23 protein-coding genes are annotated in these 26,974 nt (G+C 74.1%); 12 read left to right on the top strand and 11 right to left on the bottom strand.

The window, feature by feature from the left end; translation table 11 throughout:
- Positions 1 to 41 precede the first annotated feature (41 nt).
- On the top strand, positions 42 to 977 hold the full coding sequence (locus tag ACFPCY_RS30660) for a bifunctional helix-turn-helix transcriptional regulator/GNAT family N-acetyltransferase (protein ID WP_378260887.1): 936 nt from the start codon (positions 42 to 44) through the stop codon (positions 975 to 977).
- 958 nt (positions 978 to 1,935) lie between these two features.
- Here ACFPCY_RS30660 and ACFPCY_RS30655 read toward each other — a convergent pair.
- From ACFPCY_RS30655 to ACFPCY_RS30645, 3 genes are all read right to left on the bottom strand, one after another.
- Positions 1,936 to 2,421 (bottom strand): GNAT family N-acetyltransferase, encoded by a 486-nt coding sequence (locus ACFPCY_RS30655; protein ID WP_378261453.1) that lies wholly within the window; start codon positions 2,419 to 2,421, stop codon positions 1,936 to 1,938.
- 213 nt (positions 2,422 to 2,634) lie between these two features.
- On the bottom strand, positions 2,635 to 3,261 hold the full coding sequence (locus tag ACFPCY_RS30650) for a maleylpyruvate isomerase N-terminal domain-containing protein (protein ID WP_378260885.1): 627 nt from the start codon (positions 3,259 to 3,261) through the stop codon (positions 2,635 to 2,637).
- Between the two features lie 193 nt (positions 3,262 to 3,454).
- Positions 3,455 to 4,150, bottom strand: a complete 696-nt coding sequence (locus ACFPCY_RS30645) for an RraA family protein (protein WP_378260883.1) — start codon at positions 4,148 to 4,150, stop codon at positions 3,455 to 3,457.
- A gap of 285 nt (positions 4,151 to 4,435) precedes the next feature.
- Here ACFPCY_RS30645 and ACFPCY_RS30640 point away from each other — a divergent pair, with 285 nt between their 5' ends.
- Together ACFPCY_RS30640 and ACFPCY_RS30635 are read left to right on the top strand one after the other, a co-directional pair.
- The gene (locus tag ACFPCY_RS30640) at positions 4,436 to 5,110 is read left to right on the top strand and encodes a HEAT repeat domain-containing protein (RefSeq protein WP_378261450.1); all 675 of its coding nucleotides are present in this window, start codon (positions 4,436 to 4,438) and stop codon (positions 5,108 to 5,110) included.
- A gap of 18 nt (positions 5,111 to 5,128) precedes the next feature.
- Complete coding sequence (locus ACFPCY_RS30635) at positions 5,129 to 6,205, top strand: HEAT repeat domain-containing protein (protein ID WP_465251243.1); 1,077 nt, start codon at positions 5,129 to 5,131, stop codon at positions 6,203 to 6,205.
- On the opposite strand, the gene ACFPCY_RS30630 is transcribed toward ACFPCY_RS30635, so the two are convergent.
- Complete coding sequence (locus tag ACFPCY_RS30630; RefSeq protein ID WP_378260879.1) at positions 6,150 to 7,394, bottom strand: MFS transporter; 1,245 nt, start codon at positions 7,392 to 7,394, stop codon at positions 6,150 to 6,152. The genes ACFPCY_RS30635 and ACFPCY_RS30630 overlap by 56 nt on opposite strands.
- Before the next feature lie 110 nt (positions 7,395 to 7,504).
- On the opposite strand from ACFPCY_RS30630, the gene ACFPCY_RS30625 reads away from it, so the two are divergent.
- Positions 7,505 to 8,485: a helix-turn-helix domain-containing protein gene (locus ACFPCY_RS30625; RefSeq protein ID WP_378260877.1), complete on the top strand. Its 981-nt coding sequence runs from the start codon at positions 7,505 to 7,507 to the stop codon at positions 8,483 to 8,485.
- 103 nt (positions 8,486 to 8,588) lie between these two features.
- Positions 8,589 to 10,988 carry an endopeptidase La gene (gene lon, locus ACFPCY_RS30620; protein WP_378260875.1) on the top strand — a complete coding sequence of 800 codons (2,400 nt, stop codon included), beginning with the start codon at positions 8,589 to 8,591 and terminating at the stop codon, positions 10,986 to 10,988.
- A gap of 81 nt (positions 10,989 to 11,069) precedes the next feature.
- Here the strand turns inward: lon and ACFPCY_RS30615 are convergent, their stop codons facing one another.
- Positions 11,070 to 11,819, bottom strand: a complete 750-nt coding sequence (locus ACFPCY_RS30615) for an alpha/beta fold hydrolase (RefSeq protein ID WP_378260873.1) — start codon at positions 11,817 to 11,819, stop codon at positions 11,070 to 11,072.
- Between the two features lie 116 nt (positions 11,820 to 11,935).
- Positions 11,936 to 12,892 carry a helix-turn-helix domain-containing protein gene (locus ACFPCY_RS30610; RefSeq protein ID WP_378260871.1) on the bottom strand — a complete coding sequence of 319 codons (957 nt, stop codon included), beginning with the start codon at positions 12,890 to 12,892 and terminating at the stop codon, positions 11,936 to 11,938.
- Between the two features lie 52 nt (positions 12,893 to 12,944).
- Here ACFPCY_RS30610 and ACFPCY_RS30605 point away from each other — a divergent pair, with 52 nt between their 5' ends.
- Positions 12,945 to 13,358 (top strand): cupin domain-containing protein, encoded by a 414-nt coding sequence (locus tag ACFPCY_RS30605; RefSeq protein WP_378260869.1) that lies wholly within the window; start codon positions 12,945 to 12,947, stop codon positions 13,356 to 13,358.
- Here ACFPCY_RS30605 and ACFPCY_RS30600 read toward each other — a convergent pair.
- Positions 13,345 to 14,898 carry a nitroreductase family deazaflavin-dependent oxidoreductase gene (locus ACFPCY_RS30600; RefSeq protein ID WP_378260867.1) on the bottom strand — a complete coding sequence of 518 codons (1,554 nt, stop codon included), beginning with the start codon at positions 14,896 to 14,898 and terminating at the stop codon, positions 13,345 to 13,347. The genes ACFPCY_RS30605 and ACFPCY_RS30600 overlap by 14 nt on opposite strands.
- Before the next feature lie 158 nt (positions 14,899 to 15,056).
- On the opposite strand from ACFPCY_RS30600, the gene ACFPCY_RS30595 reads away from it, so the two are divergent.
- The 6 genes from ACFPCY_RS30595 to ACFPCY_RS30570 all read left to right on the top strand — a co-directional run bounded on the left by ACFPCY_RS30595 (position 15,057) and on the right by ACFPCY_RS30570 (position 20,936).
- Positions 15,057 to 16,076: a Gfo/Idh/MocA family protein gene (locus ACFPCY_RS30595; RefSeq protein WP_378260865.1), complete on the top strand. Its 1,020-nt coding sequence runs from the start codon at positions 15,057 to 15,059 to the stop codon at positions 16,074 to 16,076.
- Positions 16,073 to 16,939 (top strand): TIM barrel protein, encoded by an 867-nt coding sequence (locus ACFPCY_RS30590; protein WP_378260863.1) that lies wholly within the window; start codon positions 16,073 to 16,075, stop codon positions 16,937 to 16,939. Before ACFPCY_RS30595 ends, ACFPCY_RS30590 begins: the two co-directional genes overlap by 4 nt.
- A 17-nt stretch (positions 16,940 to 16,956) precedes the next feature.
- Positions 16,957 to 17,964: a 5-dehydro-2-deoxygluconokinase gene (gene iolC, locus ACFPCY_RS30585; protein ID WP_378261448.1), complete on the top strand. Its 1,008-nt coding sequence runs from the start codon at positions 16,957 to 16,959 to the stop codon at positions 17,962 to 17,964.
- Positions 17,965 to 18,029: 65 nt separating this feature from the next.
- Complete coding sequence (locus ACFPCY_RS30580) at positions 18,030 to 19,031, top strand: sugar ABC transporter substrate-binding protein (protein WP_378260861.1); 1,002 nt, start codon at positions 18,030 to 18,032, stop codon at positions 19,029 to 19,031.
- A 43-nt stretch (positions 19,032 to 19,074) separates the two neighbouring features.
- Positions 19,075 to 20,112 (top strand): ABC transporter permease, encoded by a 1,038-nt coding sequence (locus ACFPCY_RS30575; RefSeq protein ID WP_378260859.1) that lies wholly within the window; start codon positions 19,075 to 19,077, stop codon positions 20,110 to 20,112.
- Positions 20,109 to 20,936 carry an ATP-binding cassette domain-containing protein gene (locus ACFPCY_RS30570; RefSeq protein ID WP_378260857.1) on the top strand — a complete coding sequence of 276 codons (828 nt, stop codon included), beginning with the start codon at positions 20,109 to 20,111 and terminating at the stop codon, positions 20,934 to 20,936. The genes ACFPCY_RS30575 and ACFPCY_RS30570 overlap by 4 nt, the downstream gene beginning before the upstream one ends.
- Before the next feature lie 3 nt (positions 20,937 to 20,939).
- Here ACFPCY_RS30570 and ACFPCY_RS30565 read toward each other — a convergent pair whose 3' ends face one another.
- The 4 genes from ACFPCY_RS30565 to ACFPCY_RS30550 form a co-directional block, all read right to left on the bottom strand.
- On the bottom strand, positions 20,940 to 22,664 hold the full coding sequence (locus ACFPCY_RS30565; protein WP_378260855.1) for a serine/threonine-protein kinase: 1,725 nt from the start codon (positions 22,662 to 22,664) through the stop codon (positions 20,940 to 20,942).
- Positions 22,665 to 22,946: 282 nt separating this feature from the next.
- Complete coding sequence (locus tag ACFPCY_RS30560) at positions 22,947 to 23,231, bottom strand: hypothetical protein (protein ID WP_378260853.1); 285 nt, start codon at positions 23,229 to 23,231, stop codon at positions 22,947 to 22,949.
- An 81-nt stretch (positions 23,232 to 23,312) separates the two neighbouring features.
- Positions 23,313 to 25,334, bottom strand: a complete 2,022-nt coding sequence (locus ACFPCY_RS30555; RefSeq protein ID WP_378260850.1) for a protein kinase domain-containing protein — start codon at positions 25,332 to 25,334, stop codon at positions 23,313 to 23,315.
- Complete coding sequence (locus tag ACFPCY_RS30550) at positions 25,294 to 26,904, bottom strand: glycosyltransferase family protein (protein ID WP_378260848.1); 1,611 nt, start codon at positions 26,902 to 26,904, stop codon at positions 25,294 to 25,296. The genes ACFPCY_RS30555 and ACFPCY_RS30550 overlap by 41 nt, the downstream gene beginning before the upstream one ends.
- Between the last annotated feature and the right edge of the window lie 70 nt (positions 26,905 to 26,974).

Below are 26,974 nucleotides of genomic sequence, written 5' to 3'. Positions count from 1 at the left end.
ATTGTTTGACTCAGTCAAACAATGAGCCGAGGGGGATCGACATGCCGGTGCCCGCCCACCACGTCGCGACCGTCCGCGACTTCAACCGCTTCTACACGCGCGTCCTCGGCCTGCTCGGCGACGGCCACGTCCGGACGCCGTACTCGCTGACCGAGGCGCGCGTGGTGTTCGAACTGGCGCAGCGTCCGGAGACCGAGGTCCTCGCGCTGCGCCGCGCGCTCGACCTGGACGCCGGGTACCTCAGCCGCATGCTCGCCCGCTTCGAGAGCGACGGCCTGGTCGAGCGCGAGCGCTCGGCGGACGACGCCCGCCGCCAGGTCGTCCGGCTGACCGCGCGCGGCCGCGAGGTGTTCACGGTGCTGGACGAGCGGTCCGCCGCGCAGGTCCGCACCCTGCTCGACGGCCTCACCGGCGCGGACCGCGACCGGCTGGTCGAGGCGATGCGCACCGTCCGCGAACTGCTGGACGGGCCGGACCCCGCGCCCCCCGGCGGCGAGGTCGTGCTCCGCCCGCTCGCCCCCGGCGACCTGGGCTGGGTCGTCCAGCGCAACGGCGAGCTGTACGCGGCCGAATGCGGCTGGGACCGCACCTACGAGGCGCTCGTCGCCCGCGTCGTCGCCGAGTACGTCGAGCGGCACGACCCCGAGTGCGAGAACGCCTGGATCGCCGAACTCGACGGCCGCCGCGTCGGCAGCATCTTCTGCGTCCGCAGGGACGCCACGACCGCCCAGCTCAGGCTGCTGATCGTCGAGCCCGACACGCGCGGCGCGGGCATCGGCGGCAAGCTTGTGGACGAGTGCGTCCGCTTCGCCCGCGCGTCCGGCTACGAGAGCATCGTCCTCTGGACGACCGCCATCCAGGAACCCGCGCGCCGCATCTACGCCCGCGCGGGTTTCGAACTGGTCGACAAGGAGCCCCCGTCGGAACGCTTCGGGGACACCGTCCACGGCGAGACTTGGGCTCTGACGCTGAAATGACCCGCGCGCGCCGGCGGCTCCGCCTCGCGCGGACGGCCCGGCCAGCGCCGACGACGCGGCCAGCCCGCACGGCGCGGCCAGCCCGCATGGCGCGGACGGCCCGCATGGCGCGGACGGCCCGCATGGCGCGGACGGCCCGCACTGCGCGGACGGCTCGGACGGTGCGGACGGTGCGGGGGCGGCAGGGGGAAGGCCGGGCCGGCGGCCGTGCTCGGGGCGGCCGCCGGCCCGGCGGTGGGGGACGGCGGTGCCGCGGGGGCGTACGGCGCCGGCGTCCGGTGGCGGCGGCCGGTCCCGGCGGCGCGATCCGCCCGGTCCGGCGCGGCCCCGGTCCGGCGGACGGGCAGGCCGCCGGCCGGGGCGCTCCGCGCGTCCGTGGACGCGGATGGTGGGGGGCCTGCCGCCGCACCGCGCTCCCGCGACGGCAGGCCGTTCTTCCCCTGCCCGGACCCGGCTGTCGTCGCCGGACCGGGGTCGTGGACCGGTCCGGTGCGGCCGAGGACCCGAGGTGTGTCGCCGGACGACGCCGGTACCAGGCGCACCGTGGAACCCTGGGGGTGGTGCGTGGCGCGGTCCGGCGGTTCGGGAACGCCCTCGGCCGTGGCTACCGGGCCGGGCAGGGAGATTCGGACGAGATCGGACGCCCGCGACGGGACGGACGGCGGGGCCGGCGGCGGGACCGCGATGAGCTGGTTCGTCCGCGTCGCTCCGCGCATCCCGGCCTCCTCCCCTTCGCTCCGGACGGCCCGGTTCGGGCTTGGCGGCCCGTTGACCTTTACCGTCACTCAGTGTCACGATCTCGATGTGAAAGGTACCCCCGCGCCATAGGGCCGTAAACCAAGGTCAAGAAAGATTCCTGGCTCTGGCCTGCGGTTTTGCCGGACGCGCCCCGAAATGAGGGAAGGGCCGTCCGAAATGACGGAGCGTGAGATCGGCGGGATGTCCGGGGACGTCCGCGCTAGTCGAGCTCCTCGGCGAGCAGGTCCATGAGGAGGCCGTCGTGCCAGGTCCCGTCGTTCCCGCGCTCCGACTTGCGCATGATCCCCACGGGCCGGAAGCCGACCTTCGTGTAGCACCGGATCGCGGGCGCGTTGTCGGCGGCCGGGTCGATCGTGAGCCGGTGGTGGCCGCGGTCGCGGACCAGGTGCCGGGCGAGGGTCCGGACGGCGTCCGTCCCGAGGCCGCGCCCGTGCAGGTCGGGGTCCAGGTAGACGTCGATGCCCGCGTGCCGGTAGTCGGGGTCCTCCTCGGCGTGCCACTGGATCCATCCGGCGACCCGGCCGGCGTGGACGATCGTGTACTTGTGCCCGCCGTCCTCGGCGAGGTCCTCGCGGACGGCCTTCTCCATGTCGTCGCCGCCCCGCCACCACCGGAACACCTCCGGCTTGCGCCGGATCGCCACCAGTGCGGGAATGTCGGACTCCTCCGCCGGACGCAGCGTCACGCGCTCCCCCTGGAGCGGTACGTCTTTCCCCGCGGACGTCCCCGCGTCCTTCTCCGCGTCCTTCCCCGCGGATGTCTCCGCGGACGTCCCCGCGGCTTGCGCGGTGTCCTTGTCCTCGGCCTTCTCCGCAGCGTCGCGTTCCTCGCGCGTGGTCTCGGTCATGGACGAACGGTATTCGGCGCCCGCGGCGGGACGCGACGGTATTTCCGCCCGTCAGAAGGCGGCGATCACGCCGGGGGAGCGTTCGGCGCGGCTGAGGGCGCGGACGACGGCGGTCTGGCCGTGGCGGCGCAGCGCCAGCCGCGACAGCAGGTCGAGCACGGGCTCGATCACCCGCGGCGGGAACTCCGGCGTCGGGACCCCCACGCTCACGGCCAGGTCGTCCGCGTGGACGACCATCTCCATCATGCGGGTGACCAGCAGGTCGTCCAGGCGGAGCGACCACGGGCCCCAGAACGGGAACCGCGCCGGGCGGTCGCCCTGGAAGTCGCGTCCGGCGAGATCGTCCAGGGCCTCCTCCAGCCGCGCCACCAGGGCGTCCCGTCCGTCCCCGGCCGCCTTCTCGGAGTTCTCCCGGATGCCCACGTTGACCTCGGCGTCCAGGTCGGCGCCGACCCACGCGGAGCGGGCGTAGTGCTCCAGTAGCGGGACGGTCTCCTCCACCGGACGCGGTGCGTCGAGCACGCCCGGCACGAAGATCACCTGGTAGGCGAGGTGCGCGGCGAGCCCCGCGACGCTGAACTCGGGAAGCGCGCTCGGCCGGTTCCAGGACGTCCCGACCTCGGGCTCCCGCAGGAGGTCCAGCGCCACCCGTCCGGCGAGCAGAAAGTCGTCCTTCATCGCGTCTCCCCTCGATCACCTGCCGACCTCGACCGCCTACCGACCTCGATCGCCTACGGACCTCGATCGCCTGCGGACTTCGATCGCCTACGGACGGACGCAAGCCTCCGCTCGCGACGGCGGTTCTGTCAACGAACCCGGCCGTCCGCGCCGAACGGGAGGCGTCGGACGCGGGACGTCGAGCGTCGGAGGGCTACTCCTCGATCGCGCCGCCGAGGCCGCGCAGGTGCCGCCGGAAGGTCAGCGTCGGATCGTCCCGCCGCGCCTTCAGGAAGTCGCGGAAGGCCAACTGGTCGCGGAGCGTCTCGCCCGCCCGCACCCGGTCGGCCTGCCCGCGCTCGGTGTCGCGGATGCCGCGGGCGAGCGCGACGAGCTCCGGCACCCGGCCGGACGGCACGAACAGCACGCCGTCGTCGTCCGCGAACACGGTGTCGTCCCTGGTCACGGTCCATTCGCCGACGCGCGCGGACTCCAGCGCGCCGTCCGGCCGCGCGTCGAGGCTCAGCGGCCCGGTCGGGATCGAGCCGAGGCTGTACACCGGCAGCCCGATCGCGCGGATGTCGGCGGTGTCGCGGTGCAGGCCCCAGATGACGACCCCGGCGAGGCCCGCCGCCTTCGCCTCCAGGACGACCAGGTCGCCCACGCACGACTCGTCCAGCCGCCCGCCGTTGTCCACGACGAGGACGTCGCCGGGCTCGGCGTGCTCGAACGCCTCCAGGAACACGTCCACGCTGCCCGCGTGGCGGGCCGGGAGGACGCGCCCGGCGAGCCGCCCGCCCACCGCGACCGCGCGGGTTCCGGCGGGACCGCACCGCACCGGCACCTCCGCCCTGATGCACGCGTCCGCGATGTGCGCGGTCGTGAGCCCGCCGAACTCCCTGCCGTTCATCGCTGCACCTCCTCCGGGGTGATCGCGTGGTGCCCGTCGCCCCACGGCGTCCGTGTGACGGACGTTACTTGGGAAAGGTCAACGCCGCGCTCACGTTTCCCGGCCCCCCGGAGCGTCGCGCGGCCGGGACCGGTCACCCTCGGGCGTCGAGCGGCCACGACCGCCCCGACGCGTCCCGGAGATCGGCCGAAGCCGGACAGGCCGCCGGGCTCCGCGTCCCGGGAGCGGCCCGCTTGACCTTGACACGGTGACAAGGTCTTCACTGGGGGAGAGGAGGTGATCGCGATGTCCCTGCCGGACGAGGACACGACCATGGAGCGCGCGTTCCGGGCGCTGGAGAGCGGTGACGCGTCGGTGCGGTTGAAGGCGGCGATGGCGGTCGGCGCGAGCCCGGACCCGCGGTTCGTCGGCACGCTGGTCGAGCGGTGCGGGGTTGAGCCCGAGTTCTTCGTGCGCGAGGCGCTGACGTGGGCTCTCGTGCGGCACCCGTCGCCGGTGACCGTCCCGCGGCTCGTCGGCGAGCTCCGCTCGGAGCGCGCGCGGGCACGGGCCCAGGCGCTGCACACGCTGTCCAAGATCGGGGACCGGCGGGCGTGGCCGGCGATCACCCGGCCGCTGCTGACCGACGCCGACGGCGAGGTGGCGCGGAGCGCGTGGCGGGCGGCGGTCGTCCTCGTCCCCGAGGGCGAGGAGGCCGGGCTCGCCGCGGTGCTCGCGACGCAGCTCGGACGGGGCGGGCGTCCGACGCGGCTGAGCCTCAGCAGGGCGCTGATCGCGCTCGGCGAGGCGGCCTTCGCGCCGGTGCTGCGCGCCGCGGAGAAGGACCCCGATCCGCGGGTGCGGCAGCACGCGATCGCGACGGAGCACCTGTGGCGCGACCCGGACGCCGGGTTCGAGTTCGCGATCGAGGAGGCGAAGCGCCTCGTCGCGCTCGGCCCGGCCGCCGGACAGGGGCGGTAGGCGGTGCTGATCGGCGACGTGGCGCGACGGTCCGGGATCAGCGCCCGGATGCTCCGGCACTACGAGAAGCTCGGCCTGGTGCGGCCGATGGGCCGCACCGAGAGCGGCTACCGCGCGTACTCCGACGAGGACATCCGGCGCATCTTCCACATCGAGAGCCTCCGTTCCCTCGGGTTGTCGCTGCGCGAGGTCGGGGCCGCGCTGGACGATCCGGGCTTCACCCCCTCGGAGCTCATCGACGATCTCATCCGCCGGACGCGGGAGCGCATCGCGGCCGAGACGGAACTGCTCACGCGGCTGCGCCGGATCGACGCCGCGGAGCCCGCCGGCTGGGAGGACGTCCTCCGGGTCGTCGCGCTCCTCCAGGCCCTGGGCTCGGAGAGCGCCGGGAGGCGCCAGCACGCGGCCCTCGCCTCGTCCGAGAAGGTGCCTCTCCCGGTCGAGGCGCTGGTCGAGGCGGCGTTGAGCGAGACGGACCCGAACGTCGCCGGAGCCCTCCGCTGGGCTCTGGCGCGGTCGGGCGGGCGGGGGCTGGCCCTGCTGGCGGACGGGCTCGGCTCGCCGTCGGCCGAGGTGCGGGACCGCGCCGTCCGGTGCGTCTCCGAGTTCCCGGACGACGCGGCGACCGCGCTGCTCCACGACGCCCTCGACGATCCCGAGATCGCGATCCGGAGGCGCGCGGCCCTGGCACTCGGCGCGCGCGGCGCGCAGGCCGTGCCCGAAGCGTCCGACGCGATCCCCACGCTCATCGACATGATCGTCGAAGGCGTGGACGACGCCGCCGCAGCCGACGCCCTGACCACACTGGCGACCAGCCCCGCTCCACCGGCAGCCGCCGCGCGAACAACCGATTCCGGGCCGGCGGACGGCATCGCGGCAAGACTGGTCGAGCAGCTCGCCCGCGCCACTCTCGACCCGTCCGCGCGCCGGAGGCTGACGGAGGCGCTCGCGGACATTCCGGGCGACACGACGTCCCGCGCCCTCGCCGACCTGGCCCGCGACGAAGACCGCGCCGTCGCGCTCACCGCGACTTACATCCTCAGGCTCCGCGACGCGCGGCGGCGGAAGGAACGCGACGGCGGTCCCGGCGCGTGAGGGCCGCGTGAGCCTGCCGCCGTGACAGCCACCAGGTGAGGAACGCCGCGAGCGCGGTGAACGCCGCGGCGACGGGCAGCAGGAGGGCGGGGGAGCCGGTGGTGGTGAGGACGACCGCTCCGATGATGCTGGCCGAGAAGTTGCCGAGGTAGCCGGCCGAGGTGTTCAGCGAGGTCACGAGCGACGCGCCCTCCGGCGGGGCGTAGGCCATGATCCGATGCTGCTGCGGCCCGATGACCGAGTACGACACGACACCGCTGAGCGCTTCGGCGATCACCACGGGAACGAAGGCGTCCCGGATCGGAAGCATCATCAGGAAAACCGCGGCGGCGCCCGCGGTGGCGCCGATCACGACGCGGCGCGGGCCGTACCGGTCGGCGAACGAGCCGGCCGTCAGGTTCCCCGCTGTGGCGGCGGCTCCGAACACCAGCAGCAGGAGCGCGAGCCGTGACTGCTCGCCGCCGACGGCCGGCGCGAAGACCGCGCTCATGTACGTGAAGGGAAGGAAGATGCCGACGAACGCCAGCAGCGTGACCACCAGGACGCGGATCACCCGCCCGTCGGTCAGCGGCGCGAGGCGCCGCCGCAGCGTCGCGCCCTGGTCGAGCCTGATGGGCGGCAACAGGACGGCGAGGACGACCGCGACGGCACCGGCCACCGCGGCGACGAACCAGATCGCCTTCTGCCAGCCCCACGCTCCGCCGATGAGCGTGCCGAGCGGAGCGCCCAGCACCAGCGACAGCGTCGCCCCAGCGGTCACCATGGCGATGGCGCTCCCCCTCCGCCGGTCACCGGCGAGGTGCGCGGCCGTGGCCACGGCGCTCGCGACGAACAGCGCGGCACCGGAACCGGCCAGCACCCGGGACGCGAGGACCAGTCCGTAGTCGTGCGCCGACGCGGTCACGGCGTTCCCCGCCGCGAGCAGCGCGACTCCGGCCACGAGGACCCGGCGCCGGGGCCACCTGCCCGTCAACGCGGCGAGGATCGGCCCCATGAGCGCGTAGGCGACGGCGAACACGCTCACCAGCTGCCCGGCTGCGGCGGTGCTGACATGCAGCGTCTCGTGGATCTCGGGAAGGAGGCCCACGACGATGAACCCGTCGGTCCCGACCGCGAACGTTCCGAGCGCCAGTACCAGGGTCCGTGCACGCCAGCGGTCCTCGCCGGAAGTCCTCTCCCTCTCGGTCATCTGATCACGTCCCCCAATCCGATCGACGGGCACCTGTCCGGGGGCCAGCCTGGTGGGAGCGCGGCGTCCTGCCGAGTGTCAGAAAAGACGTCATGAGGTACTTTCCTGCCATGCATGAGGTGGTGGCGCTCGTCCGTCCACGGCAGTCGACCTTCGAGCTCGCCTGCGCGGCCCAGATCTTCGGGATCGAGCGGCCGGAGCTCCCGACGCGGTACGCCTTCGGCGTGTGCACCGAGCACCCCGGCCCGGTCGCGACCCGCGCCGGGTACGACATGCTCGTGACCCGCGGACTGGACGCGCTCGACCGGGCGGACACCGTGGTCGTCCCGGGCTGGCTGCCCACCGGCGAGCCGCCGTCGCCCGCGGTCGTCCGGGCGCTGCGGCGCGCGCACTCCCGCGGAGCGCGGCTGGTCAGCATCTGCTCCGGCGCCTTCGCGCTGGCCCACGCCGGACTGCTGGACGGACGCCGGGCGACCACCCACTGGGCGCTGGCCGACGAACTCGCCGCGCGCTTCCCGCGCATCGAAGTCGACCCGGACGTCCTGTACGTGGACCACGGTGACGTGGCCACCAGCGCCGGCGCCGGGGCCGGCATCGACCTGTGCATCCACCTCGTCCGCAGCGACCACGGCGCCCGGTACGCCGCGCACATCGCCCGGACCATGGTCATGCCGCCCCACCGAGAGGGCGGCCAGTTGCAGTACTCGGCGCCGCCGCACCCCGCGCAGATCGACGGCTCGCTCGCGCCGCTGCTGGAATGGATCACCGAGCGGCTCGGCGAACCGGTGACGATCGAGAGCCTGGCCGCGCACGCGGGCGTCTCGGCGCGCACCCTCGCCCGGCGGTTCGCCGACCAGCTCGGCACGAGTCCGGGGCAGTGGCTGCTCGCCCGGCGGATCGCCACGGCCCGGGACCTGCTGGAGTCGACCGACCTGCCCCTGGACGCCATCGCCCGCCGCGTCGGGCTGTCCTCGGCCACCAACCTCCGCAGGCGCTTCGTCAACGCCCTGGGCGTGACGCCGGGCGCCTACCGCCGGGCGTTCCGAGCCGAGCGGCCGGTGCCGGCGGGAACCGGAGATCCTGATCGCTGAGAGCGAACGTTGCTGAGGAAATTATTTCGGGCTCCGTTTTCTTGAGTGTGGATGACTCAACCCTCCGGGGTTCGGGTTCCCGAGAAGACTTGGAGCTGAGAGCATGAGCGAGACCCTGACGCTGCCGGTGCTGCCCCTGGACGACGGGGCCGTTCTGCCTGGCATGGTCGTCCCCCTCGACCTGTCCGAGGGCGAGGTGCGCGCGGCGGTGGAGGCGGCCCGGGCGGCGGCCCGCGCCAAGAGCCAGGGGCCCGGCATCCGGTCGGCGGTCAAGCCGCGCGTCCTGCTGGTGCCCCGGCTGCACGGCCAGTACGCCGCCGTCGGCACGCTCGGCGTGATCGAGCAGGAGGGCCGGCTGCCCGGCGGCGAGCCCGGCGCGGTCGTGCGGGGCGTCTCCCGCGTCCGCATCGGGACGGGGACGACGGGCCCCGGCGCGGCGCTGTGGGTCGAGGGCCAGGAGGTCGAGATCCCGCCCGCGAACGGCCGCGCCCACGAGCTGGCCAAGGAGTACAAGGGCCTGGTCAGCGCCATCCTGCAGAAGCGCGGCGCGTGGCAGGTCGTGGACGTCGTCCAGCAGATCGAGGACCCGTCCACCCTCGCCGACAACGCCGGCTACGCCCCCTACCTGAGCGACGAGCAGAAGGTCGAGGTGCTGGAGACCGCCGACACCGTCGAGCGGCTGACCCTGGTCATCGGCTGGGCGCGCGACCACCTCGCCGAGCTGGACGTCGCGGAGACCATCCGCAAGGACGTCCAGGAGGGCATGGAGAAGACCCAGCGGGAGTTCCTGCTGCGCCAGCAGCTCGACGCCATCCGCAAGGAGCTCAACGAGCTGAACGGCGACCCCGCGGACGAGGAGGACGACTACCGCGCCCGCATCGAGGCCGCCGACCTCCCCGAGAAGGTCCGCGAGGCCGCGCTCAAGGAGGTCGACAAGCTGGAGCGGTCGTCCGACGCCTCGCCCGAGGGCGGCTGGATCCGCACCTGGCTCGACACCGTCCTCGACATCCCGTGGAACGAGCGCACCGAGGACGCCTACGACATCGCGGGCGCGCGCGAGGTCCTCGACGCCGACCACGCCGGCCTCGACGACGTCAAGGAGCGGATCATCGAGTACCTGGCCGTCCGCAAGCGGCGGTCCGACCGCGGCCTCGGCGTCGTCGGCGGACGGCGCAGCGGCGCGGTGCTGGCGCTCGCCGGTCCTCCCGGGGTCGGCAAGACCTCGCTGGGCGAGTCGGTCGCCAAGGCGATGGGACGCCAGTTCGTGCGCGTGGCGCTCGGCGGCGTCCGGGACGAGGCGGAGATCCGCGGCCACCGGCGCACCTACGTCGGCGCGCTGCCCGGCCGCATCGTCCGCGCGATCCGCGAGGCCGGCTCGATGAACCCGGTCGTCCTGCTGGACGAGATCGACAAGGTCGGCGCCGACTACCGCGGCGACCCGACCGCGGCGCTGCTGGAGGTCCTCGACCCCGAGCAGAACCACACCTTCCGCGACCACTACCTGGAGGTCGAGCTCGACCTGTCGGACGTGCTGTTCCTCGCGACCGCGAACGTCGTGGAGGCCATCCCCGGGCCGCTGCTCGACCGGATGGAGCTCGTCCAGCTCGACGGCTACACCGAGCACGAGAAGGTGACGATCGCCCGCGACCACCTGCTGCCCAAGCAGCTGGAGAAGGCCGGGCTGGAGCCGTCGGAGGTCTCCTTCGACGACGCGGCGCTGCGGAAGCTGGCGTCGGAGTACACCCGCGAGGCGGGCGTCCGGTCCCTGGACCGCGCGATCGCCCGCGTCCTGCGCAAGGTCGCCGCGAACGTCGCGCTGGAGAAGACCGCGCTGCCCCTCACGGTCGGCGAGGCCGAGCTGAAGGACTACCTGGGCCGTCCCCGGTTCACGCCGGAGGCGGAGCTCAGCAGGTCCGAGCGGCGGACGGGCGTGCCCGGCGTCGCGACCGGCCTCGCGGTCACCGGCGCGGGCGGCGACGTCCTCTACATCGAGGCGTCCCTCGCCGACAAGGAGACCGGCGACACCGGCGTCACGCTCACCGGCCAGCTCGGCGACGTGATGAAGGAGTCGGCCCGGATCGCGCTGTCCTACCTGCGCTCGCGCGGCGCGGAGCTGGAACTGCCGGTCGGCGACCTGAAGGACCGCGGCGTGCACGTCCACGTGCCCGCCGGCGCCGTCCCGAAGGACGGGCCGAGCGCCGGGATCACCATGACCACGGCCCTGGCGTCCCTGCTGTCGGGCCGTCCGGTCCGGTCGGACGTCGCGATGACCGGCGAGGTCTCCCTCACCGGACGGGTGCTGCCGATCGGCGGGCTCAAGCAGAAGCTGCTCGCCGCCCACCGCCTCGGCATCACCACCGCGATCGTCCCGAAGCGGAACGAGCCCGACCTCGAGGACGTCCCCGCCGAGGTCCTGAAGGACATGACGGTCTTCGCGGTCAGCGACGTCCGCGAGGTGCTGGACCTGGCCCTCGAACCCGCCACCACCCCGGTCGCCGTCTGACCGTTCCGGCGCAAGGCCGCCCCGCCCCCGCGCGAGGCGGCCTTCGCCGTCTTCCCGGAGCGCGGCCGTCGCCGCGCGGGTCTAGGACAGGAACCGCTCGATCATCGGGACGAGCTCGGGGCGGCGCGTCACCGCCTGGTGCGTGGTGTCCGGGAGGACGGCCAGCCGCGCGTCCGGGATCAGCTCGCGCATCTCGACCGCGTGCTCCAGCGTCACGAAGTCGGTGTCCCCGACGACGATCATCGTGGGGACGGCCACGGCCCGGACCTGGTCGTCCGTCCAGCCCGGGAACGACTGCGCCGCCGCCGAGGTCCTCGCCAGGAGCTCCTCGAACCGCTCGGGACGCGGCGCGACCTTCAGGTACGCCTCGCGCGTCTCCCGGAAGTCGCTCTCGCCCGGCATGCGCTCGGACGTGGCCCAGCGCTCCGGGTCGGTGATGTCGGGATGGACGCCGTCCGGCCGCACCTGCGCGGACGCCACGACCGCCCGGCTCACCCGCTCGGGGTGCGCCATGGCCAGCTGGAGCGCGACGAACCCGCCCAGGCTGAAACCGAACACGGCGGTCCGCTCGACGCCCAGATGGTCGAGCAGCCCGACCACGTCGTCGGCCAGCGCTCCCACCTCGATCGGACGGTCGATGTCGGCCGTGTGCCCGTGTCCCTGCATCTCGGGCGCGATGACCCGATGGTTCTTCGCCAGCTCGGGCAGCATCGACGAGAACGACAGGTCCACCGTGAGCACCCCGCCGTGCAGCAGGACGAGCGGACTTCCCTGGCCGTGCTCCTCGTAGTACATGTCCAGCCCGTTCACAGGGGCGTATCCCGTGGCCATCGCTTACCTCCGGTCGAAGACGTCCGCGCCGTACCCCGATGACGACCCGTCCCGCGGGCAGAACTCATCGCCCCAGGCGCGGCGAACCTGGTTCCCGCGTGCCATGGCTCGGCCGGTCAGGCGGTGAAGCGGGTGCGGTAGGCGGTGGGGGTCAGGCCGGTGCGGCGGCGGAAGTGGGCGCGGAGGTTGGCGGAGGTGCCGAGGCCGGTGGCGCGGGCTAGGGCGTCCAGGGGGAGGTCGCCGGTCTCCAGGAGGCGGCAGGCGAGGGTGACGCGCTCGGCGGTCAGCCAGGCCAGGGGAGTGGTGCCGAGCTCGGCCCGGAAGCGGCGGTGCAGGGTGGCGGGGCTGGTCGCGGCGCGGGCGGCCAGGTCGTCCACGGTCAGGGGGCGGTCGAGGTTGGCCCGGGCCCAGGCGAGGACGGGCGCCAGGGACGTGTCGGGGACGGCCGGCACCGGCCGTTCGATGAACTGGCGCTGGCCGCCGTCGCGGTGGCCGGCGAACACCAGGCGGCGGGCGACGGCGTTGGCGACCTCCGCGCCGTGGTCGCGGCGGATCAGGTGCAGGCCGAGGTCGAGGGCGGCGGCGCTGCCCGCGGCGGTGAGGACGTCGCCGTCGTCCACGAACAGGACGTCCGGTTCGAGGCGCACGGACGGGTACCGGGAGCGGAAGAGATCCGCCCAGCGCCAGTGGGTCGTCGCGCGGCGGCCGTCGAGGACGCCCGCGGCGGCGAGCGCGAACGTGCCCGTGCAGAAGCTGACCAGGCGCGCTCCCCGCGCCGAGGCCGCGCGGATCGCCGCGAGGACGGCCTCGGACGGCCGCACGTCCGGGTCGGGACGGTTCGGCACGATTAGCGTGTCGGCGGTGCCGGCCGCGTCCAGCCCCGGGACGCCCGACATCGTGAACAGGTTCGCGTGCATCGTGACGTCGCCCGCGGCGCAGAGCGTGAACTCGTACCACGGGACGTCCAGCTCGGGCCGGCGCAGCCCGAACAGCTCGGTGGCGACGCCCAGCTCGAAGGGGTTCGAGCCGTCGTCCACGATCATGGCGACGCGGTGCGAGGATCCTTGCGACATATGCGATTCCTAGCACTCGCGGGCACCCGGCGGCGAACGGCAGGGTGGTCCCATGAACAACGAAGCGATTGAACTCCAGGACGCGCTGGCCTCGTTCGACGAGATCTGGAGCCCGCGCATCGTGACGCGGGTGAACGACTACGACGTCCGGATCGCGAAGGCGGAGGGCGAGCACCTCTGGCACGCGCACGAGCACACCGACGAGTTCTTCCTGGTGCTCGACGGCGAGTTGAGCATCGCGCTCAGGGAGGACGGCGGCGAGCGCGTCGTGACCCTGCCCAAGGGCGCGGTGTTCGTGGTGCCGAAGGGCACCGAGCACAAGCCGGCGGCTCCGGGCGGCGCCTCGATCCTGTTGTTCGAGCCGTCCGGGACCCTGTCGGTGGGCGACCGCCACGAGGACGTGCCCGACCACGTGGACGCGACCGTCGGCCACGCCCTGGACCGTCCCGGCGCTAGCGCGGGGTGAGGCGGAAGACCCTGAGCTCGCGCTGGGCCCGTTCCACATAGCGGTCGTAGACGGGCCACACCTGGATGAGGCGGGGCCAGGCGTCGGCGCGTTCGGCGTCGGTCAGCAGGTGGGCGGTGACCTTGGTGGTGCTGCCGCGGAAGGACACCTCGGCCTCGGGGTTCTTCATGAGGTTGGCCGTCCACGCTGGGTGCTTCTCGCGGCCGAAGTTGGAGCCGACGACCAGCCAGGTGCCGTCCTCCTCGGGACGGCAGGCCAGCGGCACCCGGCGCGGCAGGCCGGACTTCGCGCCCGTCGTCGTCAGCAGCAGGCTCGGCACGAGCGCCTGGCCCAGCAGGATCCGGCCGCCGCTGACGCGGTGCAGGGCGCGGTCCAGCGGCGGCACGATCTTCGGCCCGACCTTCGCGAACCAGGGTGCGCCGGAGACGTAGCGGAACACCGGGCCCAGGGTGCGCTGGATGAACGTCGGCATCGGCTTCTCCTCGGCGGTGGGGCGGGACTCCTCGGCGGTGGGGCGGGGCGCGTCCGGGGCCAGGCGTCCAGCGCGGCGGGTTTTGAGATGGCCGGACGCGGCCAGCCAGCGCAGCGTGTCGGCGACCGTCGTCTCGACCGGGCGCGGACGCAGGTCCAGCGCGGCCAGGGCGGGGGCGTCGTCGCTCGGGACGAGGCTGACCATCATCTGCGCGGCGTCCCTGGTCAGCGGGTAGTCGAACGAGCGGACGCGCTTGGCGGCGTCCAGCGCGCGGCCCAGTCCGATCATGACGGCGCCCGGGACGCGCATCCGGCGGCACGGGACGCCGGTGAGCGTGTCGCAGAGGTCGGCTATTTCCGGCCAGGTGAGGTAAGTCCCGCCGAGCGGCCAGCGTTCCCCGCCCCGCGCCGTCGTGACGGCGCGGGCCAGGGCCTCGGCCAGGTCGCGGACGTCGATGACGCTCACGCCGCCGGGCGGAAGCGGCCAGGCCAGGTTCAGCGCCCCGGCGAGGCCCTCCGGCAGGGCGTCCAGGTTCGGCTGGTGCGGGCCGCAGACGCCGCCGGGGTAGACGATGGCGACGGGCGCGCCGCCCGCCTGCACCTCGCGGACGTACCGCTCGGCCGCGACCTTGGACCGGCCGTAGTCGGTGTGCGGGCTGGCCAGCGGGCCGGCGGGCGTGATCACCGGGCCGTCCGGCGGGACGAACACCGCGACCGACGACACGTGGACCACCGGCGCCAGGCCGCGTTCGACGGCGCCGCCGACGATGTTGCGGGTGCCGGTGACGTTCGCCGAGACCAGATCGCCGGACGGCCCGGTGATGCCGATCGCGGCGGCGGCGTGGATCGCGGCGTCGCAGCCGTCCAGGGCGCGGGCGACGGCCTCGGTGTCGAGCATGTCGCCCTTGGCGAACTCGACGCGCGCGGGGTCGACGCCCAGCGTGGCGAGGGTGCGGGCGGCGCGGTCCGGGTCGCGGACGAGCGCGCGCGGCACGTGCCCGGCGGCCAGCAGGGCGGCGACGGTGTGGGAGCCGACGAAACCCGAGGCACCGGTGAGGAACACGCGCATGTAGGCAACCTAGCGCTTGGTTGTACTCCGGAGGAAGGCCGGGGGCGGTCCGGATTCCGGTCGCCCCTAAGGGGGTGCGCGCGGCGGCCCCGTCGTTGACGGGCCTGGAACGCTCCAGCACACTCGGGGCTCACCCATCCCCCGCCCGGGAGGGAACCATGAGGATCGCACTCGCCGGCGCGGGCCGGATCGGCGCGCGGCACGCCGCCGCCCTGGCCCGCTCTCCCCACGTCACCGAACTCATCATCGCCGACGCCGATCCGCGCCGCGCGGCCGCCCTGGCCGATCACCTCCGCCCCGACCGCTCGCCCCCGGCCCGGATCCGCGCGGCCGCGGGCGTGGACGAGCTGTTCGACGCCGGCGCGGACGGGTTCGTCGTCGCGGCGGCCACCGACGCGCACGCGGCGCTGGTGGAGCGGGCCGTCGCGCACGGGATTCCGGTCTTCTGCGAGAAGCCGCTCGCCCCGGACGTGCATGGAACGCTCCAAATCGTCCGGGCCGCCCGCGCCGCGCGGGTGCCCGTGCAGGTCGGGTTCCAGCGGCGCTTCGACGCCGGGTACCAGGCCGCGCGCGACGCGGTCGCGTCCGGACGGCTCGGCTGGCTGCACACCGTCCGGTCGTGCGGGTTCGACCCCGCGCCGCCGCCCGCCGGGTACGTGCCGACGTCCGGCGGCCTGTTCCGCGACTGCCTGATCCACGACCTCGACTCCGTCCGGTACGTCACGGGACGGGAGGTCGTGCGGGTCGTCGCGGCCGGGGCCAACCGGGGGGACGCGTTCTTCCGCGAGTGCGGGGACGTGGACACCGGCGCGGCGCTGCTCGTCCTGGACGACGGCACGCTCGGCCTCATCGCCGCGACCCGGTACAACGCGGCCGGGTACGACGTCCGGCTGGAGGTCTTCGGCTCCAAGGACAGCGTCGTCGCGGGCCTGGACGAGCGGACGCCCCTCACCCCGCTGCCCGAGGAGGGACGGCGCGGTCCCGCCTACAGCGGGTTCCTGGAGCGGTTCGCCGCCGCCTACGACGCCGAGCTGGCGGCGTTCGTGCAGGTCGCGGCCGGCGACCGGGCCAACCCGTGCCCGCCGGAGGAGGCGCTGGAGGCGTTCTACCTCGCCGAGGCGTGCGACCTGTCCCGGCGCGAGGGGCGCGCCGTCGAGATCGAGGAGGTGCGGCGGTGACCGTCCGCGTCGCGGCGGCCCCGATCTCCTGGGGCGTGTGCGAGGTGCCCGGCTGGGGGCACCAGCTCGCCCCGGAACGGGTGCTGGACGAGATCGAAGCGCTCGGCCTGGACGCCGTCGAGCGCGGCCCCGACGGATTCCTTCCGGACGACCCGGACGAGCGGGACATGCTGCTCAAGCGGCACGGCCTGCGGATGGTCGGCGCCTTCGTCCCGGTCGTCCTGCACGACCCGGACCGCGATCCGCTCGGCGAGATCGACCGGGCGCTGGACGGCCTGCCCGCCGAGACCGTCCTCGTGCTGGCCGCCGCGACCGGCTCGACCGGCTACGACACCCGTCCGGTGCTCGGGGCGCGCGAGTGGGGCACGCTGCTGCGGCACCTCGACGCGGCCGTCGAGCACGCCGCCGCGCGCGACCGCGCGGTCACGCTGCACCCGCACGTCGGCACGCTCGTCGAGCGGGAGCGGGAGGTCGTCCGCGTCCTCGACGGCTGCGCCGTTCCGCTGTGCCTCGACACCGGACACCTCCTCATCGGCGGCACGGATCCCTTGGCGCTCGCGAGAAGCGCGGCCGAACGCGTCGGCCACGTCCACCTCAAGGACGTGGACGTCGAACTCGCCCGGCGCGTCCGGGACGGCGAGACGCCCTACGCCGAGGCGGTCGCGAAGGAGCTCTACCGCCCGCTCGGCCAGGGCGGCGTCGATGTCGCCGGGATCGTCCGCGCGCTGGACGAGTCCGGATACGACGGCTGGTACGTCCTCGAACAGGACACCGTCCTCGACGCGGAACCGCCCGGCGGGCGCGGCCCGGTCGAGGACGTCGCGGACGGCCTCGCGTTCCTCCGGAAGGTCGCCGCGCCGTGAGCCCCGAGCTGATCACGATGGGACGCGTCGTCGTCGATCTCTATCCGCGGCAGAGCGGCGTCCCGCTGGAGGACGTCGAGACGTTCGGCCGGTACCTCGGCGGCAGCCCGACGAACGTCGCGGTCGCCGCCGCCCGGCTCGGCCGCCGCGCCGCCGTCGTCACCCGCACCGGCGACGACCCGTTCGGCCGCTTCGTCCGCAAGGCGCTGCGCCGCTACGGGGTGGACGACCGGTACGTCACGTCCGTCCCCGGCCTGCCGACGCCGCTCTCGTTCTGCGAGATCTTCCCGCCGGACGACTTCCCGCTGTACTTCTACCGCTACCCGAAAGCCCCCGACCTGGAGATCCACGAGCACGAGCTCGACTTCGCCGCGATAGCGGAGGCGAGGCTGCTCTGGGCCACCGTCACCGGCCTCTCCGAGGAGCCGAGCCGCACCGCCACCCTCGCCGCCCTCAAAGCACACCGCGAAGCGTCCGGACGAGCGGACCGCGCAGCGCCCGGCCAAGCGCACGGACGAGCGCGCGGCGGGATGACCGTCCTGGACCTCGACTGGCGGCCGATGCTCTGGAAGGACCCCTCGCGAGCCCGCCCCGCCATCCACGAGGCGCTCGAACACGCGACGGTCGCCGTGGGCAACCGCGAGGAGTGCGAGATCGCGACCGGCGAGCGCGACCCGCGCGCCGCCGCCCGCGCGCTCCTCGCCCGGGGCCTGGACCTGGTCGTCGTCAAGCGGGGCCCGGACGGCGTCCTCGCGATGACCCCCGACACCGTCGCCGAGGTGAGGCCCGTCCGGATCGAGGTGGTGAACGGCCTCGGCGCGGGCGACGCGTTCGGCGGCGCGCTCTGCCACGGCCTGCTCGCGGGCTGGGACCTGCCGCGCGTCCTCGCGTTCGCGAACGCGGCCGGCGCGATCGTGGCGTCCCGGCTCTCCTGCGCCGAGGCGATGCCCACCGAGGCGGAGGTGAACGATCTTCTGCACCACCAGTCTCGTGTACCCGTCCCGTCCATCGAGAAACAGCCGTGACCTGGCGCTCGGAACCCGTCAGTATGAGTCCTGCCGATCGCCCACCCCAACGAACGGAGACGGCCGTGACGACATCGACGCCGCGCAGACGACTGCTGGCCCTGGCGGCCGGCTCGCTCGCGCTGACCGCCGCCCTGGCCGGATGCAGCAGCTCCGGGGGCAAGAAGGCCGAGGAGAAGAACGCGAGCGCGGCGTCCGGCGGCGGCCCCCGGCTGAAGATCGCGATGGTCACGCACTCCGGCGCGGGCGACACGTTCTGGGACATCGTCCAGAAGGGCGCGAAGGCCGCCGCGGCCAAGGACAACGTGCAGTTCCTCTACTCGGCCGACCCGGACGGCGGGCGGCAGGCGCAGCTCGTCCAGACCGCGATCGACCAGAAGGTGGACGGCATCGTCGTCACGCTCGCCAAGCCGGACGCGATGAAGGACGTGCTCGCCCGCGCCGCCGCCGCGAAGATCCCGGTCGTGTCGATCAACTCCGGCGCGGACGCGTCGGCCAAGGTCGGCGCACTGGTCCACTTCGGGCAGGACGAGAGCGTCGCGGGCGAGGCCGCCGGGCGGCAGCTCGCGAGGATCGGCGCCAAGAAGGCGCTGTGCGTGGTGCACGAGCAGGGCAACGTCGGGCTGGAGGCGCGCTGCGCGGGCGCGAAGAAGGCCTTCGGCGGGACGATGCAGAACCTGTACGTGACCGGCACGAACATGCCGCAGGTCAAGTCGGCGATCACGGCGAAGCTCCAGGCGGACAAGGGCATCGACGGGGTGCTCACGCTCGGCGCGCCGTTCGCCGCCACGGCCGTCCAGTCCGAGCAGGAGGCGGGCAGCAAGGCGAAGATCGGGACGTTCGACATGAACAAGGACCTGATCGCCTCGATCAAGGACGGCTCGATCCAGTTCGCCGTGGACCAGCAGCCCTACCTCCAGGGCTACGAGGCCGTGGACGAGCTGTGGCTGTACAAGAACAACGGCAACGTCCTGGGCGGCGGGCGGCCCGTCCTGACCGGACCCGCGGTCGTCACCAAGGACAACGCCGACCAGATCGCCCCCTTCGCCGAGCGAGGCACCAGGTGACCCCGGACGACACCGGACGGACGCGAGACGAGCGGGGGACCAGGTGACGGCGGCCACCACCGACCGGGCGCCGGACGAGCGGGTGGCGCGGCGCGATCCGCTCCGCCGCCTGCTCGTGCGGCCCGAGCTGGGCGCGCTGATCGGCGCGGTCGCGCTGTTCGTGTTCTTCTCCGCGACGGCCGACGCGTTCCTGCGCGCGCCGTCGTTCTCGACCGTGCTGTACGCCTCGTCCACGTTCGGGATCATGGCGGTCGGAGTGTCGCTGCTGATGATCGGCGGCGAGTTCGACCTGTCCGCCGGGGTGATGGTGACCAGCTCCGCGCTGGTCGCCTCGCTCGTGTCCTACCAGCTCACGCTGAACGTCTGGGCGGGCGTGGCGATCTCGCTGGTCGTCACGCTCGCGCTCGGCGTGCTGAACGGCCTGCTCTACGTCTGGACGAAGCTGCCGAGCTTCATCGTGACGCTCGCGACGTTCCTGATGCTGGCCGGCGCGAACCTCGGCGTGACGAAGGCGGTCACGGGGAACGTCGCGTCCGACTCGATCCGCGACATGGACGGCTTCGACGCCGCCAAGCGCGTGTTCGCCTCGGAGGTCGACATCGGCGGCGTGAACGTCAACGTCACCGTGTTCTGGTGGCTGGCGTTCACGGCCGTCGCCACCTGGATCCTGCTGCGCACCCGCGCCGGGAACTGGATCTTCGCGGTGGGCGGGAACGCGGCCAGCGCCCGCGCGGTCGGCGTCCCGGTCGCCCGGACGAAGATCGCGCTGTTCGCCGGGGTCGCGTTCTGCGCCTGGTTCTCCGGGATGCACCTGCTGTTCGCGTTCGCGACCGTCCAGTCGGGCGAGGGCGTCGGCAACGAGTTCTTCTACATCATCTGCGCGGTGATCGGCGGCTGCCTGCTGACCGGCGGGTACGGCTCGGCGATCGGGGCCGCGATCGGCGCGTTCATCTTCGGCATGGTCAACAAGGGCATCGTGTACGCGGACTGGAACCCCGACTGGTTCCGGTTCTTCCTCGGCGCGGCGCTGCTCGCCGCGACCGTCGTCAACCACCTCGTCCAGCGGAGGGCCGAACGGTGACCGCGCTCGTCAAGCTCACCGGCGTCGGCAAGGACTACGGCAGCGTGATCGCGCTGCGGGACGTGTCCCTGGAGGTCGCCGCCGGGCAGGTGGTGTGCGTGCTCGGCGACAACGGCGCGGGCAAGTCCACCCTCATCAAGATCATCGCCGGGCTGCACCGGCACGACGCCGGGACCTACGAGGTGCAGGGGGAGCGGGTCGAGTTCGCCTCGCCGCGCGACGCGCTCGACCTCGGCATCGCGACCGTCTACCAGGACCTCGCCGTCGTCCCGCTCATGCCCGTCTGGCGCAACTTCTTCCTCGGCTCCGAGAAGCGGAAGGGCTTCGGACGGCTCGACGTCGAGTTCATGCGCCGCACCACGCGCGACGAGATGCTCGCCATGGGCATCGACCTGCGCGACGTGGACCAGCCCATCGGCACGCTCTCCGGCGGCGAGCGGCAGTGCGTCGCGATCGCCCGCGCCGTCCACTTCGGCGCGAAGGTCCTCGTGCTGGACGAGCCGACCGCCGCGCTCGGCGTGAAGCAGGCCGGGGTCGTCCTGCGCTACATCGTCCAGGCGCGCGAACGCGGCCTCGGCGTCGTGTTCATCACCCACAACCCGCACCACGCCTACCCGGTCGGCGACCGCTTCCTGATCCTCAACCGCGGCCGTCCGATCGGCTACCACGACAAGGACGAGATCACCCGCGAGGAGCTGACCGCGCTCATGGCGGGCGGCGCGGAGCTGGAGCAGCTCGCGCACGAGCTCCAGGCCACCGGTTCGGAGGAGACCGCGCGGGAGATCGACGCGGAGGCCCGCAGCCTCGGCGGGAAGGAGGAGTGAACGCTAGACCCAGGACGCCTTCGCGAGGATCTGGTCCAGGCCCGGCGTCCGCCAGAAGTCGGCGATGACGACCCTGGACTCCGGGAGGTACCAGATCCGCTCGGTGTAGGACGTGGCGGTCCGCTGCTCGAAGTACCGGCCGCCGGTCGCGGCCCGCGTCCAGCAGGGGACCGTCCACTCGAAGTACTGCGCCTTGTGCGAGCCGACGGGCTTGACGGAGCTCACCGTCCGGGTCGCGCCGTGCTGCGCGTCCGCCACGCGCAGCCGGGGGTCGGCGGGGCAGTCGACGCCCTTGTCCTCGCCGAACAGGCCGCCGAACGGTTCGGTCGGCTTGAACTTCCCGGCGAGGTAGATGTCGTTGTGGGTGTCGAAACTCGGCCCCATCACCACATATCCCTTGCACTGGGACATGACGTACGGCGAGAACCGGCCCTGCGGCGGCGCGCACCCCGCCGCCTGCGCGACGAAGTAGCTGTCGCCGAAGCTGCGCCCGTTCGTCCCGAGATTCATCTGGTGCAGCACCCACGGCACCGGGGTGCGGAACGAGATCCGATCGACGGTCATGGCCTTCGTCGGCGCGGCCGTCGCGACGTGCTTCTTGGGGGACGGCTTGACGGCCTGGTACACGCCGTAGCCCGCCGCACCCGTCGCGAGCAGCGCCGCCGCCGCGATCGCCACGCCCGTCTTGCCGCCGAGGACGGCACTGGCCCCCGAAGCCGAAGCCGAAGCCGTCCCGGCACCCGCCGTGCCCGCTGTGCCCGCCGTGCCTGCTGTGCCCGCCGTGCCTGCTGTGCCCGCTCCTGCGGTTCCGGCTCCGGCCATCCCCGCGCCTGCGGCACCGGCGCCCGCCCCGGCTCCGGCCGCGCCCGCGCCCGCGCTGAGCGCGGCCAAGGGGAACAGGGACGCCAGCGCCATCGCCACGCCCGCGAGGACGCGCACGCCGCGCGACTCCCAGTCGGGCCCGTACGCGGCGCGGGCGACGTCCTCCAGCTCGCGGACGAAGGGCGCCGCGCCCGGCGGACGCTCCGCCGGAGCCTTGGCCATGCCGCGGACGATCAGCGGACGCAGCGGTTCCGGCACGTCCCCGACCGGGATCGGCCCGGCGAGGTGTCCGTTGCGAGGGTCGTCCGCGAACGGCCTGCGCCCGGTCACGGTCTCGACGAAGACGCAGGTCGCGGCGTACACGTCGGCCGCCGGGCCCGCGGGCTCGCCGAGCCACTGCTCCGGCGCCATGTACGCGGGCGTCCCCGCCCCGGACGAGGCCCCGGCCATCGTGGCGACGCCGAAGTCGATGAGCTTGCTGCGGCCGTCCGCCGGGACGATCACGTTGGACGGCTTGTAGTCGCGGTGCACGACCCCAGCCGCGTGCGCGGCGGCGAGCCCGAGCAGCGACCCCTTGAGGACGGCCAGCGCCGCCTCCGGCGCGAGCGCCCCGTACCGTGCGAGGAGTTCCCGGAACGAGACGCCGTCCACGGCCTCCATCACCAGCGCGAGGCCCTGGTCGCTCTCCACGAGCCGGTAGAGCCGCGCGACGTGCGGGTCGCGGACCCGGCCGAGCAGGACCGCCTCGTCCCGGAACCGCGCCCGCGCGCCGGACCCGGCGTCGCCGAGCAGGTACTTGACCGCGACCAGGCCGCCGGACGCCGTGTGCCGGGCGAGGACCACCCGGCCCTGGCCGCCGCGCCCCAGCTCACGGATCTCCTCGAACCCGTCGATGCGCCACTCCACGACGTATGGACGCGCCGCGCCGGTTTCCGGTTGCACCTTTTCCCTCCCGCAACGCAACCGCCACCCGCCGGAGCGCGGTCACGGTCGCGGTCAGGGCCGCGGTCACGGTCGCGGTCAGGGCCGCGCCTTCCGACCCGTCCGCCACCCGATCCCGGCGGGCCGAGCCCGACCCCGCGCCCCTCGGCGCCGTCCGGCCGAGCACCGGCCGGGGCGGGGCCATCCCGCCGCTCGCCGGCCCGCGCCGTGCCGCGCCCGGGATTGGCGCGTTCCATACCGCGCGGATCAACGCGGCAGGTCCTCGTCCAGCGCGTAGGCCAGGGTCAGGACGGCGCGCGCCGCGTCCGTCCAGCGCGCGATCGCGCCGGGTGACATCGTCCCGCCGGGGCCGGGCAGGCGGGCGATCAGCCCGGCGACCGCCGGATCCAGCTCGCGTCCCGCCGGCGCGGCGTGCGCGCCGGCGTGCGGGCCGGCCTGCGCGCCGACCATCCCGGTCTCCGGCATCCCGGTGAACCGGCCCGCCATCCGGGCCTGGGCCTGCGCCATCTCATGTGCGCCACTGTTCGACATGCACGGCAACCTAGCCACGGACGCCGCACTCCGGACGCGCGATCTCCTCCGCTTTTGCCAGCGCGGACCGAACCATTTCCCCTAGGGCCAGGTGCCGCGGCGGAGGATCGCGTCGAGATCGGGGGTGTTCCAGGCGTCCACCACCACGATCTGGGCGGACGGTACGTACCAGATTCGCTCGGTGTAGACCGATCCGGTGCCGTCCCCCTGGCGCTCGAAGCAAGGGACACGCCACTGGTGGAATTCGGCCTGCCGTTGCCCGAGCCGGACGGCCCTCGACGCGGTCTGCGAGGCGCCCTTGGCCGCGCCGCCCGCGACCAGCTCCGGATGCCGCGGGCAGCTCATTGCGATCCGCGAGGCGAAGGTGTCCTTCGGGTCGTAGGGCCCGCCGCCGTACGCCTGCGACTCCGACCTGTCGAAGAAGCTCGGCCCCATCACGGCGAACCCGGGACACGAGCCGAGGCTGGACGCGGCGGGCTGCGGGCAGCCCCCGGCGAGCGACACGTAGAAACTGTCGGCGGCGCGTCCCTTGACGGTGATCGGAAGCGCCTGCCAGGACGGGGGGACGCGCAGCCCGAGCCGTCCGAGCGTCACCGCGCGTCCCGCCGCGGCGTCCCGCTCGGCCGCCGTCCGCTGCGACGACGCGTGCGGATCGACGGCCTCGTAGATCCCGTAACCGCCCGCCGCGAGCACCCCGGCGACCGCGACCCCGGCCGCCGCGAGCATCCGCCCGCGTCCTCGCCGCGCGCCACCCCGCCGACGTCCGCCCCCGCGAGCACGCCCACGCCGCCCCCGGGCGACGGCACCCTCAGAACGCCTTTCGCTCCGCACCACCAGCGCACTGTCCGCCGCAGCGCGATGCTGCCCACTCGACGCCCGAGGCTCCTCACCCAGCACAAAAGCCTCGTCCGCAACCGCACCGGGCTGCCCACCCCGCGCGCGAGGCTCCTCGCCCAGCGCCGAAGCCTTGTCCGCAACTGCACCGGGCTGCCCGGCCGGAACTGCACCGGGCTGCCCGGCCGGCGCGCGAGGTATCTCGTCGAGCGCGGGAAGTTCGTCCGCTTTCGCGCGATGCTGGCCAACTCGCGTCCGGTCCTCGCTGCGCGCCGCAAGGGGGACGTCCGCAACCGCGTCGCGGTGGCCGGCCTGAGCGCGGGGCTCACCCGGCGCGTAGGGCTCGTCCGTAGCCGCGCGGTGTTGTCCGGCGCGGGGGTGGGGGAAGGCGTTCGGTTCGGCGGGTGGGGAGGTGGGGGGTTTGCGGCGGCGGCCGGTGGGGCGGGGGGTGGGGAAGTGGTCGGGGGCGGCGAGGGCGGCCAGGGTGCGGCGGCCTCGGGCTTCCCAGTCGGGGCCGTAGGCGGCGCGGGCGGTCCTCTCGACCTCGTCGGCGAACAGGGCCGCGTCGGACGGGCGGTCGCGCGGGTCCTTGGCCATGCCGGACGCGACGAGGGAGCGCAGCGGTTCGGGGACGTCGCCGACCGGGACGGGGGCGGTGAGGTGGCCCGCCTCGGGGGCGCCGTAGGGGCGGTGCCCGGCGACGGACTCGAAGAAGACGCAGGTCACCGCGTAGATGTCGGACGCCGGGGACGGCGCGGCGCCGTGCCAGAGTTCGGGTGCGCGGTACAGCGGGGACGTCCGGCCGGCGTGGTCGCCGACGGCGAAGTCGACCAGGACGGCGCGTCCGCTGTCGCGGACGAGGATGTCGCCGGGCGTGCAGTCGCCGTGGACGACCCCGACCGCGTGCGCCGAGGCGAGGCCGAGCAGGGCGTCCCGCAGCAGGACGAGCGCGGCCTCCGGCGGCGTCCGGCGTTCGCGGCGCAGGATCTCGCGGAGTCCGGCGCCGTCCACGCGCTCCATGACCACGGCGGTGCCGTGCGCGTTCTCGACGAGCTGGTAGGGGCGGGCCACGCGCGGGTCGCGCAGGCGGCCGAGCGCTGCGGCCCGGTGGCGGAACCGGTCCCGCGCCGCGGCGCTGACCGCGGGCTCCAGGTACCGGACGACCACGGTGGAACCGGACGCGCCGTGCCGGGCGAGGACGGTCCTGCCGTGCGGTCCCCGGCCGAGCTCACGGACCTCGTCGAACCCCGCGACCCGCCACTGCGCCACCCCGACTCCCTTCGGCCTCCCCTCGGCCCGTCCCGGAGGCGACGGCGGGGGAGCTGATCTGTCCGGGATTATTGCGTGATGCGCAGCTCAACGCGAGTGCGAGGGCCGCGAACGGCACGGCGGTGAGGACGTACCGGTAGTCGAACTCGGCGGTCGCGGCGGGCAGGACGAGCAGCGCGGCGGCGCAGGCCCAGGGCCCGGCGGCGAGCCGTCCGGGCAGCCCGCGCCGCACGAGGGCGGTGAGGAGCCCGGCGGCGAGGATCATCCCGACCATCGTGCCGCGCAGGAACAGGACCTTCTGGTAGAGGCTCGCGATCGCGCCCCAGGGCTGGTGGACGCTCGTCCGGACGGGCCCGCGCTCGTACTGCTCGGCGCGGCGGTAGAGGGCCGCGGTGCGCTTGCTGCGTGGATTGTCCGAGATGGGCGCGGGCTGGGCGCCGAACTCGTACCGGTCGTAGGTCAGCCTGTCGGGGAAGACCGTCCGGGTCCAGGTGAACGCGCGCAGGGTGTCGTGCGCGACGGCGCCCAGGTAGTCGCCGGGCTGCGCCATGATCGCCCGGACGGCGAAGCGCCCGGCGAGGCCGTTCTTGCGCCGGCCGTACCGGTCGCCGTGGATGCGGTTGAGCGGGGAGCCCGGCCGCCAGACGTAGTTCTGCGAGATCATCCGCCGCTCGGGCGGGATCTTCGTGCAGAGCCGCCGCAGCTCGTGCGGCGGGTCCATCACCTCGCACCGCGCGAACCTCATGACGCGTCCGTAGAGGAACACGCCCGTGCTGCGGTTGAGGCCGAAGTCCCCGTACACCGACGAGAACCACAGCCCGTACGCGAGGATCGGCGCCGCGCAGCCCGCCAGGACGAGCCCGGCCGTCACGGCGCGCCGCGACCGGGCCCGCGCCGGCTCCAGCAGGACGATCAGCGCCACGCCGCCGGCCACGGCGATCCCGGTCGGCCGCGTCGTCACCGAGAGGCCCGCCAGCACCCCGGCGACCGCGACCGCCCGGCGGGACGGCGGGCTCCGCCACAGGACGACCGCGAACGCCGCGATCCCGAGCAGCAGGAACAGCGTGTCCGAGAGGACGAGCCGTTCGAGCTGGATCTCGTAGGCGTCGAACAGCACGGGCGCCGCCGCGAGGATCGCGCCCCACCTCGGCACCCCGTACCGCCACGCCACCGCGTACACGAGGACGCCGGCCGCGAGGCCCATCGCGTGCTGCGTCGCCGTGACCAGGGTGAGGCTGTGCAGGGGCTTCAGCAGCCACAGGTAGAGCGAGTACCCGCCGGGGCGGGGGAGTCCGGGCCGTCCGCTCAGGGCCTCGTCGAGGTAGGTGAAGCTGTCGGTGAACCACATCGCGGGCCGGTAGCCCAGGGCTGCCACCGTCCGCACCAGCGCCGCGGCGAGCAGCGCCAGCAGGAACGGCCCGTGCCCCCGGGTCCCTCCCGCGGACGCCGCCTCGCGGACCCGCCATCCGCCCCCGCCGGCCCGGACGGCCGCCGCCATCGGAAGCGGCCGGAGCCGGGGCTCGAACTGCGCGGGGAAGGGCCAGCGCCAGTGGAATCGCGTCCCGGCCACCCGGCATCACCCCCATGCCGTGACCTACCGGCAACCCGGAAAAACGAACCTCCCGGCGGGCAATCACCTG

The organism is Actinomadura gamaensis (genome assembly GCF_042652125.1).
Lineage (GTDB): Bacteria > Actinomycetota > Actinomycetes > Streptosporangiales > Streptosporangiaceae > Spirillospora > Spirillospora gamaensis.
Note: the sequence above shows the minus strand (reverse complement) of the source record. Positions and strands in the feature narration are given on the sequence as shown.